Source organism: Agathobaculum sp. (assembly GCF_034098985.1).
In the GTDB taxonomy this organism is placed as follows: Bacteria; Bacillota; Clostridia; order Oscillospirales; family Butyricicoccaceae; genus Agathobaculum.
The window spans coordinates 43496-56498 of record NZ_JAXEOA010000016.1; the positions used below are offsets into that span (position 1 = coordinate 43496).

Annotated in this window: 10 protein-coding genes and 3 tRNA genes; 11 read left to right on the forward strand and 2 right to left on the reverse strand. The window is 51.1% G+C overall.

Going from position 1 to position 13003, the window contains the following annotated elements; genetic code table 11:
* Nucleotides 1-117: 117 nt before the first annotated feature.
* Complete coding sequence (locus tag SO058_RS05145) at nucleotides 118-990, reverse strand: putative ABC transporter permease (protein ID WP_320841922.1); 873 nt, start codon at nucleotides 988-990, stop codon at nucleotides 118-120.
* A gap of 131 nt (nucleotides 991-1121) precedes the next feature.
* Here SO058_RS05145 and SO058_RS05150 point away from each other — a divergent pair, with 131 nt between their 5' ends.
* From SO058_RS05150 to SO058_RS05200, 11 genes are all read left to right on the forward strand, one after another.
* Nucleotides 1122-2300 (forward strand): iron-containing alcohol dehydrogenase, encoded by a 1179-nt coding sequence (locus tag SO058_RS05150; RefSeq protein WP_320841923.1) that lies wholly within the window; start codon nucleotides 1122-1124, stop codon nucleotides 2298-2300.
* A 109-nt stretch (nucleotides 2301-2409) separates the two neighbouring features.
* Nucleotides 2410-2485: transfer RNA gene (locus SO058_RS05155), tRNA-Asn, on the forward strand.
* Nucleotides 2486-2524: 39 nt separating this feature from the next.
* Nucleotides 2525-2600, forward strand: a tRNA-Trp gene (locus tag SO058_RS05160).
* A gap of 2 nt (nucleotides 2601-2602) precedes the next feature.
* Nucleotides 2603-2678, forward strand: a tRNA-Thr gene (locus SO058_RS05165).
* A gap of 202 nt (nucleotides 2679-2880) precedes the next feature.
* A complete protein-coding gene (locus tag SO058_RS05170; RefSeq protein WP_320841924.1) occupies nucleotides 2881-3075 on the forward strand; it encodes a helix-turn-helix domain-containing protein in 195 nt (64 codons plus the stop codon).
* A 60-nt stretch (nucleotides 3076-3135) separates the two neighbouring features.
* Nucleotides 3136-4392, forward strand: coding sequence for a DNA cytosine methyltransferase (locus SO058_RS05175; protein WP_320841925.1), 1257 nt, complete (start codon nucleotides 3136-3138; stop codon nucleotides 4390-4392).
* Between the two features lie 4 nt (nucleotides 4393-4396).
* On the forward strand, nucleotides 4397-5935 hold the full coding sequence (locus SO058_RS05180) for a DNA cytosine methyltransferase (protein ID WP_320841926.1): 1539 nt from the start codon (nucleotides 4397-4399) through the stop codon (nucleotides 5933-5935).
* Nucleotides 5925-6605, forward strand: a complete 681-nt coding sequence (locus tag SO058_RS05185; RefSeq protein ID WP_320841927.1) for a hypothetical protein — start codon at nucleotides 5925-5927, stop codon at nucleotides 6603-6605. The genes SO058_RS05180 and SO058_RS05185 overlap by 11 nt, the downstream gene beginning before the upstream one ends.
* On the forward strand, nucleotides 6602-8107 hold the full coding sequence (locus tag SO058_RS05190) for an AAA family ATPase (protein WP_320841928.1): 1506 nt from the start codon (nucleotides 6602-6604) through the stop codon (nucleotides 8105-8107). Before SO058_RS05185 ends, SO058_RS05190 begins: the two co-directional genes overlap by 4 nt.
* Before the next feature lie 37 nt (nucleotides 8108-8144).
* On the forward strand, nucleotides 8145-9431 hold the full coding sequence (locus tag SO058_RS05195; RefSeq protein WP_320841929.1) for an LlaJI family restriction endonuclease: 1287 nt from the start codon (nucleotides 8145-8147) through the stop codon (nucleotides 9429-9431).
* A 272-nt stretch (nucleotides 9432-9703) separates the two neighbouring features.
* Nucleotides 9704-10606 (forward strand): DMT family transporter, encoded by a 903-nt coding sequence (locus SO058_RS05200; RefSeq protein ID WP_320841930.1) that lies wholly within the window; start codon nucleotides 9704-9706, stop codon nucleotides 10604-10606.
* A gap of 16 nt (nucleotides 10607-10622) precedes the next feature.
* On the opposite strand, the gene SO058_RS05205 is transcribed toward SO058_RS05200, so the two are convergent.
* On the reverse strand, nucleotides 10623-12944 hold the full coding sequence (locus SO058_RS05205) for a heavy metal translocating P-type ATPase (protein WP_320841931.1): 2322 nt from the start codon (nucleotides 12942-12944) through the stop codon (nucleotides 10623-10625).
* Between the last annotated feature and the right edge of the window lie 59 nt (nucleotides 12945-13003).

Genomic DNA, 13003 nt, shown 5'->3' on the forward strand with positions numbered 1-13003 from the left:
GTTTTATGGGGTACTTTAAATATACACCGCGCGCGCGTATTTTAGCAAGCGAAAAACTGAACAAACGCGCGGCCTGCAATGCGGGCTTTTCTATCATATTGTGCATTTTATGTCTATTTAACCGTGTTTTTTCGGGCCGACATGCTTTTTCAGCTTTTGCAGCGTCGCATCGTAGCGCACCGAGCGCGCAGTCGGGTTTCCGCGCAGCAGGCTCTTGCGCGTGCGCTTCAGGCCGCCGGCCCGCTCGTCGAAGCTGCGCTGAAGCTGCTCCAGCTTTTGCAGGATCTGCTCCTTGGCGTCGCCCACCGCATCGGTGATCTGCTCTTTGGCGTCATCCATTTTTTCCGACCATTCGCCGCGCGCCTCATCCACCCGATAGGACAGGTTTGTCAGCCCGACCATCGCGGTCTCGGAGAGCTGCGCGCGCAATTCGTCCGCCTGTTCGCGAAGCTTATCCAGCTCCTCGAGCACCTTGGCCAGATCGAGCGCGGTGCGCACGGATACGGCCACGTCGGAGGCGAACAGCGCGGTCAGCCCCACAGCCGCGACCACCAACAGCACAAACGGCAGATGGATGACCAGACTTTCCACCGGCGGGTGGATGAACCGCGCAAGGATAAGGCCCATCAACCCCCAGCACAGCGACGACTGCAAACAGATGCGCCCTTGAAACTGGAATTTATGCTCGGAATAGTCCCAGTATTTCACCTTGAACAGCGTCTCCATAATGAGGCCGACCAAGTATTCAAACACGGTCGCGGCAACCATGCTCCAGAAAAACAGCTGAACCGGATGCGCGTAAAGCGGCAGCGAAATATGCAGCAGCATGGTCGCGCCGAAGCCATAGATCGGCAGCATCGGCCCGCGCAGAAAGCCGCGGTTGACAAACCGCCGCTGCTGCACCGATACCACGGTCGATTCAAAGCACCAGCCCAGAAAACAGTAGATATAAAAAATCAGCAGCCATTGCAGCCAGGAATACTCATACATGCACCGGCGCCCTCCAACCTTTTGCAAAAAACTTAACAATTTATTCTATCTGATTTTTTGACTTTTGACAAGGCCGCATATATAATAAACGTATCAAACGGACTCACAAACCGAGGGCGGGAGGAACAAAAATGAAAAACTTTACGCTGCGCACACCGACTGAGATCGTATTCGGCCGCGATATCGAAAGCCAGATCGGCCCCAAACTGAAAGCGCTGGGCGCGAAACGGGTGCTCGTGCACTTCGGCGGCTCTAGCGCGCGGTCGAGCGGTCTGCTTGGAAAGGTCGAGGAAAGCCTTGGGAACGCGGGGCTGGGCTTTGTCGAGCTGGGCGGCGTTTCGCCCAACCCCAAGGTCGCGCTCGCGCGAAAGGGCATGGAGCTTGCTAAGCGCGAGGGAATCGATTTTGTCCTTGCGGTCGGCGGCGGCTCGGTCATCGATTCCGCCAAAGCCATCGCCATGGGCGCGGCGACCGGGCGCGACCCATGGGAGTTTGCCTCGACCGGCACCGCGCCCGACCGGACGCTGCCCGTCGGCACGGTGCTGACGCTTGCGGCGGCGGGCAGCGAAATGAGCAATTCCTGCGTGCTTACCAATGAGGAAACCAAAGAAAAGCGCGGCATTACGAGCGAGACCAACCGCCCTGTGATCTCGTTCCTCAACCCGGAAAACACGTTCAGCGTGTCCAAATTCCAGACCGGCTGCGGCGTGGTCGACATTATGATGCACACGCTCGAACGCTATCTGACGCCGAACGACGGCGAGACCGACCTGACCGACCGGCTGGCCGAGGGCCTGCTCATTGCGGTGCGCGACGCGGGCCGCCGCGCCATTTTAGACCCGCGCGACTATGAGGCGCGCGCGACGCTCATGTGGGCGGGCAGCGTGTCGCATAACAACCTGACCGAGTGCGGCCGCTCGCGGCTCTTCCCGGTGCATAAGATCGAGCACGAGTTTTCCGCCCTGCACGATGAGATCGCGCACGGCGCGGGGCTTTCGGTTCTGTTCCCGGCATGGGCGGCGTTTATCCTGCCGCACGACGTGATGCGTTTTGCGCAGCTTGCAAACCGCGTGCTGGGCGTGGAAATGGATTTTTCGTGCCCCGAACGCACGGCAAGAGAGGGTGTGCAAACACTGAAGCGCTTTTTTGAAGAAATCGAAATGCCCACCCACATCGCGCAGCTTGGTGTAAAGCCCTCTGAATACGAGCTGCTCGCGGAAAACGCCATGAAAACAGCGGGCGGCCCGGTCAAAAGCCATATGCCGCTCGGCAAAGAGGAGCTTTTGGAGATTTTCCGTCTGGCGGAGTGACTGGATTTGTCGAAACCGCGGGGATAAAACCCGCGGTTTCTTTGCATTTCCCTCTTGACAAATGCAAATCGTCCACGCTATAATAGTTAGGCTATCACAGCACCGATATTCCTCAATAGCTCAGTTGGTAGAGCATGCGGCTGTTAACCGCAGGGTCGTTGGTTCGAGTCCAACTTGAGGAGCCAACGCGGCTTTCCGAAATCCCCGGAAAGCCGCCTACATACAGGGGTATAGCTCAGCTGGTAGAGCAGCGGTCTCCAAAACCGCGTGCCGTGGGTTCGATCCCTACTGCCCCTGCCAATGCTGTTGTAGCTCAGTCGGTAGAGTACATCCTTGGTAAGGATGAGGTCGTCGGTTCAATCCCGATCAACAGCTCCAACGGAAAAGCCACGATATACGGTTCAAACGACCGTATATCGTGGCTTTTTTGTGGTTTAAGGGTGATGCCGCGACGCTGTATAAAGGTATTAAGCAAATGATAGATAATAACAACAAATCACAGAAAACATATTTAAAATCGTGCGCGGATGCGCTATAATTAAGAATAATTTACTGTGAGATTTCGTTCGGAGGTATGGAGATGTTAGAAGTCAGCAACGATAAATGGATAAACATTGATGAAGCTGCAGAGTATCTTGGCGTAAAGCCTGGAACGATTCGTGACTGGATCAGAAAAGGGAAAGAGGTACCCGCTCACAAGGTTGGGAAGCAATGGAAATTTAAATGCTCTGAATTAGACAATTGGGTTGCGAGTGGGAAGAGTGCGATGGAATGATGGTTTGCCTTATACATAGAATTACGGCAGCCTTTAGAGAAAGCGTGGTAGGCATTTGATATGAGCGGATTAAATAAAAAGAATTCAGCTGAACTGGATAGAAAATATAATTTTATAGATTTGTTTGCAGGCTGTGGCGGATTGAGCGAGGGGTTCTATGCACAGGGTTTTCATGCGCTGGCTCATGTAGAAATCAATCACTTTGCTTGTGAAACTTTAAAAACGCGAATGAAGTATTATGGCTATGACGATGCAGAGAAAGCCGTCCTGGAGGAGGATATTACTTCCAAAAACATTCTTACTAAAATAAAGAAAGTTGTTGGAGAACAGACGGTTGATATTATTATTGGTGGCCCGCCGTGCCAGAGTTTTTCTCCTTTAGGAAAAGCTAAAGACGAAAATAATATGCAGGATGACCCAAGAAACTATTTGTTTGAAAACTATGTTAAGGTTTTAAACTATTTCAAACCAAAGTTCTTTGTGTTTGAGAACGTAACTGGACTGCTTGATACAGAAGTCAAGGGAAAAAGCATATTCAAGATGATTCTTCGCCGTCTTAGAAGAAATTATCGCGTATTAAACAATGAGGCGACAATAGTACTCAATGCCACGAATTATGGTGTTCCGCAGGAACGAAAACGTGTAATTCTAATTGGAGTAAGGAAAGATATTAATATCGCGGCAGAAGACGTATATCAGGCGATTGAAAAGACACATTACTTGCCTGGTGCGCCTAACGAGGCAAAAAAAGGCTTAAAGAAATATGTAACCGTAAAGGATGCTATCGGCGATCTTCCAAAGCTTCAACAGGGGCAGGGTGAAAAGAGCATGGATTACCCTAACGGATATGACTCATGCAATTCCTATGTGAAGAAAATTAGGAAGAAAAGCGACAAGAGGCTGCGAGATCATGTTGCGCGCATGAACAATGAAAAAGATGTCGAGCGGTATCGCGTAATGGCAGAAAACCACTGGAGTTTTTTGGAGCTGTTAGAATGCAGACCAGATTTAGGGCATGAAAAAAAGCGCGTTTTTTTCAACAGTTACAAGGTGCATTGGTGGGATATGCCGGCCAGAACGATAATTGCTCATCTATATAAAGATGGAAACCAGTTTATACATCCTGATCCAGACCAAGGACGCAGCATAACCGTGAGGGAAGCTGCAAGATTGCAGTCGTTTCCAGATGACTTTGTCTTTGAGGGTTCAAGATCAGAACAGTTTAAACAAATCGGTAACGCTGTGCCGCCGATGTTAGCTGAAGCAATTGCAAAAGCCGTGCGGTTGCAATTTGAAAAAATAGAACAGGAGCAATAAATGTATGTATCAGCCAATTGCGGACTTAAATAAATGGGATAATGCGACAAAGCGCTATTATAAAGAAAAGGTTGAAGTATTTATCAAGACCGTAATGGCTGTATCTAAAAAAGAAGGCATCTCTTTGGATGTGCCTTGTGATGAGAGCGCTATTGACCTTTTTATAGAAATGGGTTTTATACAGCAAGCCAATGATCTTAACTTGGTGAAAGTGCTTATCAAGGGGAGAGTATTTAAAGAATTAATGGCATGTGGAGCGGTTGTGGCAAGGAACCGCAATGTATATGATCCTTATCTTCATCAGTTAAATAAAACATCCCGAAAAGCGTTGCAGTGCAAGGAGTCAAAGTCGGCAAAGTTGCGTTTAGTGGATTTATTTTGTGGTGCAGGCGGATTCAGTTTAGGATTTATTAAAGAAGGTTGTCGTGTGGTCTTTGCAAATGATATAGATGATCTTTGCATTGAAACATATAAGTACAATCATCCTGAAATTTCGGAAGATAATGTTATATGCGGTGATATCAGAAAGATAGTGGATAGAATTGATGACTATATTGCCGAGGATATAGACATTGTCATAGGCGGGCCGCCATGTCAGGGGTTTAGCTCTGCAAATAAGCATCACAGGGTAATCAACGATCCCCGAAATGAACTGTATAAATATTACATTAAGGCGATTGAGAAACTCGCTCCTAAAATTGTGGTTATGGAAAATGTAAGAGGGATGCTAAAAGTCGCAGACCAAGTGGTTGAAGATTATGAATCTATATGTGCAAAAAAAGGGGGGCAAAAATACCACTATAAAATAGCTTATCGGCTGCTTAATTCTACTGATTTTTCGGTAGCACAAAGTCGGGAAAGGCTCATATATATTGCGATTCGAAATGATATTGTGGAAAGAACCGGCACAACACCAGATGGTATATTTAAGGCTATTGATGCAAGCAGAGTACAAGCCCCTGTGTTTAACTTATCAGCTGCGTTAGAAGGTGTAAGGCCTTTGGAACCGCCGGAAGTCATGGGCGTAGGAGAATTAGATACTGAAGAGGCAGGACGCAAGATTGACGTTAATCCGTTTGATGGCCGCGAAAACGAATACCTTCGGCTTATAAATGATGGCAGAACTATTCCGCTTGTGTATAACCATAAAGCAAGATATTGCAGTCCTATTAATCATGAGATATACCGTAGATTGAATCCTGGGGACGATGCTACCGATCCTAAAATTGCCGACATTATGCCCTACGCACATAGGAATGACAAGTTTAAGGACAAGTATTTTAAGCTTTATGCGGATAGACCGTGCCGAACAATTACGGCACATTTGCGTTCGGATTGTCATTCACATATTCACCCGGCAGAGGCAAGGACTCTGACGCCCAGAGAAGCCGCCAGGGTACAGTCCTTCCCAGATGACTATTTCTTCCTTGGGCCTTATTTAAAAACGTACATTCAGATAGGAAACGCTGTGCCTCCACTAATGGCAAAAGGAATAGCACATGAATTGATAAGACTGTTAGGCGGTGATAAGGATGAAAATTGAGAGCTTTATTAAACGATTGAATGCAACGGAACTTGGAGAAGGCGTCACAAATGATACCTACATAGCTATTCCAAGAGATGTAGATTTGTCTCAAATGTTGGAGAATCAGCAAGCAATGACCATATTTGATCGTGTTGAAGGCGTTCTTTATACTCCTGAAAACTCGAATATTAAATATGTTCAAACCGGACAAAACAACCAAGAGAGAATATCGGGGTTAGGGCAGTATTTTCGCCGTGTGAATGCTAATGTTGGGGATGAAATACTGATTGAAAAAGTTGAAAACGGCGATAGCAGTGTCTTGTACCTGGACTTCAACCATAGAGATGTAATTGTATTTCAAAAAAATAAGGACTGGGTTGAGATTCTGACTCCACAGCGTTTGGAACCTTACAAGACGAATAATAACTATTTGGTGGATGTCATTTACCAGAATGAGCGAGTGAAATTAAATATTAAGTATCTTGGACCAAAAATGAAGAAAAAGACGTCTCCTGCAGATACAGCAGCGTATGATTTGCTAATCGATGATAAAAGCATTTTGCCCAATTACGAGTATTTAGATTATATAGAAATCAGTAATGGGGATGCGGATAAAAGGCTTGCAAGAATGAAAACATACATGCTTTCGCAGATTGATACTATAAATGCAGAAGGAGACAAAATATGAACTGCTATATACTGATTCTTGAAGAAAAAGTAAAGGCCTTTTCCTTGGTGGGACATGGACAAAAGTGCTCTGTTTCTCTTATGTTAAAAGGGTATCCCGATCCTTTGGATACACTTGTTGAAGGAGATAAGGTCGTTGGATACGTTGCAGGAACGGTGAAGACATTTTGTTACCTTTTTGATGTGGGCTTTGATCAGGGCAAACAGCAGTTATACCTTGAAAAAATCTTCGAAACAAAGATGGGCGCAAGACTTACGGCTGTTTCTTCTGAGCTTCAGGAGCTAATCAATGCAAGAGAGCAAACGGAGTCGGTCATCAATATAACGGGCGAACAGTATCGGCAGATTATGTCCCTGATGATGAATATGGTTTCTTCTTGGGGAAATGAAACCATTGAAACGCACGAAGAATGTGAAATTGATGAAGGAAAACGCATAAACAGGGGGGCGAATATACTATTGTACGGCGTGCCTGGTTCTGGTAAGAGCTGGACAATAGAGCATGAGTATTGCCATAAAGACAGCGTTGTTGAACGTTTGGTATTTCATCCAGACTATACAAATGCAGACTTTATCGGGCAGATTCTTCCGGTTGTAGATGCTGATAAGCAAGTAACATATGAGTTCACGCCCGGTCCCTTCACTACAATTTTAAGCGATGCATATAGGCATCCTATGCGCGAATATATCCTAATTATTGAAGAATTGAACCGCGGCAATGCTCCTGCAATCTTTGGCGAAGTGTTCCAGTTGTTGGACAGGATGGTGGAACCGAAGACAGTAGAAGGAATCACCTATCCGATTGGTACAAGCGAATACGGTATCACACACAAATATATGGCGGAAAAAATATACGGCGATCCTGCTCACAAGGTACGTATTCCTTCAAATCTTTCTTTTGTAGGTACGATGAATACTTCCGATCAAAATGTGTTCACCCTAGACACGGCTTTCCAGCGCAGATGGGGAATGCGCCTGATTGAGAATAATTTTGATCATGTCCGCTTATCCCTTGCCAATGCTCAGATTCTTGATACAGAAGTTACATGGCAGTCATTCTGCGAAAAAATTAACGCCATCATCGTTAGCAACAAAGTGAAGATGGCATCTGCCGAGGATAAAAGGCTGGGCGTTTATTTCATTCATGAAAGCGATGTGACCTTTGATCACCGTGCAGCACCTTCGGAGGAATATCCTTCGCTCCTTGCGGAGTACAATGACCTTGTGCGTAATGAAGCGACTGGTGGTATGTCGGAAGATAAACAGCAAAGGCTTGCTATTATCAGAGAGGCGCTAATACACAATCGTGTGTTCCCGGAGAAAGTCATCAAATATTTGTGGGACGATGCGTTTAAATTTAATCCAGAGGCACTGTTTGATACCGATCACATGGAGAGTTTGGAACAGGTCATCCGTACCTTTGTATATTCAAAAGGGCGTGAACGATTTAAGATTTTCAAGCCAACCGTTCAGGCGTCTCTCTATCCTGATACCCGGGCATGAAGATGTCCCCAAATGGAAAGCGAGGTGGTCAGTGGATATGAATTTACAAAAGAATATTAGAGACCGTTGCCACGTCAATCAAAATGACGAAGGAGATCGTTTTGTCGGCGTAAAAGCGGATACCGATGATGCCGTAGTCTATTTCCCTATAGGTTATCAGCTTCCACCAAATGACGATGATCTCCGTGCGGATATAAACAATCTGTTCTACGTGCTTGCCGCCTTCATGAAGGAGGACAAGCTGATAGAGGAATCAAGGTTTGTGGCACCGAGAACCGTTGACTTTCCAATGCATGCTTACCTTAAGGTAATTCGAGATTTTCTGCGCACAGGTCGCTATTATATCGAAACGGATCCGCGTTTCAAGACGGATACCAGAGGCAACGCATCATGGCCGCGTACTGTGCGGGAGCAGAGAGCATTGGTACAGAAGAATGGCTCCCTAATTTTTACAAACATGACGGTTCGTTCTGTTACGCCTAATGCTAATAAAAAAATTACGCAGATTCACCGGTATTGCGTATACGAGGCATTCAATAAAATAGGATGGCTCTATGTTCCCTATATGCCGGAGAAGTTGGGACCGTATCCTGATAACAAGGAAGCCATTTACATATTGGAAAAGAAACTGGCATCTACGCACAATGACGTGGAGCAAGAACTGTTTTCTGCTATGGTTTCCATGCTTAAATACATTGACGAGAAGTCTTCCGAAAAGCAATACTTCTTCGGCACAGATTTCTTTGAGCGTATTTGGGAAAAAATGATCGATAAGGCATTCGGTATTGGGGACAAGGAGCGATATTTCCCGCGCACAAGGTGGCTGCTTGATTATGGCCCCAACAGGTCAAAAACTCCGCTACAGCCGGATACCATAATGATTTACAACGGCAAGATTTATGTGTTGGACGCAAAGCTGTACCGATATGGATATAGCGGCAATCCTGGGCATCTGCCGAACGGTCCCGACATCAACAAGCAGATTACCTATGGGGAGTACATTGAGCGTGCCAAAAGCGTGCCGAGTGCCAAGCTGTATAACGCATTTATTATGCCGTTCAATCGTGAGGATAACCCCTTCTTTGAAATGGGAGCTGACGGCAATCCCATGCCGCGCGTGACAGACAATATTGGAAACATCGGTGAGGCTGTCGGCGACTGGAAACCTGATCCAAAGAACTACGAGCGTGTACAAGGCATCGTTATTGATACCCGGTTCCTAATGTACAACTACATTGGTATGCCGGATCAGCAAAAACGGCAGCTTGCTGAAGCCATAGAGAAAGTGGAATCCAGGGCTCCCGTTCCGAAACCGGCAACATAACAAACAAAGGCTCTACCTCCACATCTCAGCATCCTACATATATTTTATTTCAAATTGACCGTTGCAATCGGTTGGGAAGTCATAGCAACAATGATAACGTTCGCCTTGAAGAGGTATTTACCGCGCGATACGATTTGTATTCTTGAATGTTCAACTTCTCGTGGTATAATGAGTATAGTTGGAGACCCGGGTATTGCGCACCCGACGGTCAAGCCGAGCGTCGTTAGACATAAAACAAACGACCGCGCCCGGCGCGGATATGGGGGAAAGAGATGAAACTGCGCAATTCCTTGATTTTACTGCTGACCGCCACGATCTGGGGGACGGCATTTGTCGCACAGAGCATCGCGATGGACGATGTGGGGCCGCTGACGTTCCTCTGCGCCCGCTCGCTAATCGGCGGCGTGACGCTTTTGCCCGTGGTCGCAGTATTGTCGAAAGCCGGGCCGGGACACGCGGGCGAATCCCCGGCCGAGCGGCGAAGCGCGCGAAAAACCCTGCTTCTCGGCGGCGCCTGCTGCGGCATCGTGCTGTGCTTCGCGAGCGCGGCACAGCAGATCGGCATTCAATACACGACCGTCGGCAAGGGCGGCTTTCTCACCGCGTGCTATATCCTAATCGTGCCGCTCATCGGCCTGCTGTTCGGCAGGAAATGCGGCAAATTCGTCTGGTGCGGCGTAGCGGTGTCTCTCTTGGGGCTTTATCTGCTCTGCATTAAGGACGGGCTTTCGATCGGCCGCGGCGACGCGCTTATGCTGCTGTGCGCCGTGCTCTTTTCCCTGCATATTTTGGTGATCGACCATTTTTCGCCCAAGGCGGACGGGGTCAAAATGTCGTGCATCCAATTCTTTGTGGCCGCGGCGATCGCGGGCGCGGGCATGTTCCTGTTCGAGCAGCCCTCGCTTTCGCAGCTTGCCGCCGCGTGGGTGCCCGTGCTGTATGCCGGCATGCTGTCCTCCGGCGTGGGCTACACGCTGCAGATCATCGGGCAGAAAGGCATGAACCCGACCGTCGCTTCGCTCATCATGAGTTTGGAATCGGTCATCTCGGCGGTCGCGGGCTGGCTGATCCTTGGGCAAAAGCTCACCGCACGCGAGCTTTTGGGCTGTGTGCTGATGTTTTCCGCCATCGTGCTCGCGCAGCTCCCGGACAAACAAAAGGAGAAAGGCAGGTAGCCTTTCTCCTTTTTATTTATTTCCGGTAAAGCAGGCGCACCGAATTCAAAACGCACAGCAGGGCAACGCCCGAATCCGCGAACACTGCGAGCCACATTGAGGCGATGTGCGCAAAGCCCAGCAGCATGACGACCGCCTTGACCGCCAGCGCGAACACGATATTCTGCATAGCGATGCGTCCGGTCGCTTTCGCGAGGCCATATGCCTCGGGCACCGCGGACAGCTCGCTCGACATGAACACCACGTCGGCGGCCTCAATAGCCGCATCCGCGCCCGAGCCCATGGCCGCGCCCACATCCGCGCCCGCGAGCACGGGGGCGTCGTTGATACCGTCGCCGACAAACAGCGCAGCCCCGCCCTGCTGCCGGATATCGCGCAGCGCGTCGAGCTTGTCGCCGGGCAGCAGGCGCGCGCGCACCTCGTCGATGCCGACCGCCTGCGCCACCGCGTCCGCCGCATCCTGCCCGTCGCCGGTCAGCATGGCGGTTTTAAGGCCGTACTTCCGCATCCGCGACACCGCGTCTGCCGCGTCGGCCTTGACCGTGTCCGCGATTGCGATATGCCCCAGGAAATGCCCGTCCGCCGCGAGCAGCACCTCGGTGCTGCCCTTTACGCCGCGGTAAGCGCTGAGGTCAACGCCGTGCCGCTCCATCAGCTTGCGGTTGCCGCACAGCACGGTTTTGCCGCCGATGGCCGCTTCCACGCCCTCACCGGCCTGTTCGCGCACGGTTTCCGCCGCCTGTGCCGGGATACCGCGCGCCTCCGCCGCCGCCAAAATAGATTTCGCGATGGGGTGGGTAGACGCGGCCTCGCACGCCGCCGCCAGCGCGAGCAGTTCGGTTTCTCCGGCGCCGCCCGCGGGCAGCACCTGCTGCACCTCGAACGTGCCCTTTGTGACCGTGCCGGTCTTATCCATGACGACCGTCTTCACGTCGGCCAGCGCCTCGAGCGACACGCCGCCCTTAAACAGGATGCCGCGCTTGGAGCCCGCGCCGATACCCGCGAAATAGGTCAGCGGCACCGAAAGCACGAGCGCGCACGGGCATGAGATGACGAGGAACGTCAGCGCGGTCTTGCCATAGCTCCAGTCGCCGAACAGCAGGCCGGGCACGAGCCACGTCAGCGCCGCGACCGCGACGACCGCCGGGGTGTAAATGCGAGAGAAGCGCGTGATGAACCGGTCAAGCCTGGGCTTGTTGGCGGCCGCGTTTTCCACACTGTCCAGAATACGTGTGACCATGCTTTCGGAAAGCGCGTGCGTCACGCGGAGTTTGAGTAACCCGTCCGTGTTGACGCAGCCCGACATGGCCCGGTCGCCCACGCCGACATGCACCGGTACCGGCTCGCCCGTGACCGCCGAGGTATCGAGCCGGCTGTCGCCCTCGATGACCTCGCCGTCGAGCGGCACGCGGTCGCCCGGACGGACGAGCACGATATCGCCCGGCTTGGCCTCGCCCGCGGGAAGTTCGCGCACGCCGCCGTCCTCGACAAGCTGCACGATCTCGGGGCGCAGGTCGACCGCGCCCATGATCTGGCGGCGCGAGCGCTCGACCGCGCGGTCCTCAAAATATTCGCCCACGCGGTAGAACAGCATCACGCCGACCGCCTCGGCATAATCCCCGATCGCGACCGCGCCGATGGTCGCGATCGACATCAGAAAATTCTCATCAAACACGCGGCCTTTCAGGATGTTGCGCAGCGCGGTCCACAGCACGCGCCAGCCCAGCACCAGATACGCCGCGATGAGCAGCACGAATTTGGGCAGTCCCGCAGGCGCGAACAGGCCGCCTGCGAACAGCAGCGCGCCCACGCCGAGGCTTGCCAGCGGATGGCCGCCTTCCGCGTGTTCGTGCTCCTCCGCCTCAGGCGCGAGCACCTTTGCGCCGCTCTCGATGGACGCGCAGATCTCGCGGATGCGCGGCAGTAGCGCGTCCGGGTCGTCCCCGGTCACGCGAAGCTGCTTTGTCTCATAAACCAGCACACAGTCGCTGACGCCCGGCAGAGCCGCGATCTTCTGCTCCATCTGTGACGCGCAGTGCGCGCAGCCCAGGTTTTCCATGGTATATACCCGTTTTTTCCCTGTCGCGTTCCCATGACGGGCCTCGTCATGGTGCGTCTCGTGTACCGCGCCATGGTCGTGCCCGCAGGCGCAGGCTTCGCTGTGGTGGTGATGATGCTCATTCCCACAGCCGCAGTCATCCTCGTGGTGGGGATGGTGTTCATACCTATAGGCGCATTCCTCCCCGCGGTGGTGATGATGCTCATGGCCGGTATGATCCTGCCCGTGGTCGTGGCCGCAGGAGCAGCCGTCTTCGGTCTTTCGGATCGCGTCCTCCATTCCGGTCGCCTCCTCAAAATAATATATGAATAATTGCTCATATGTTCATGTATTCATAT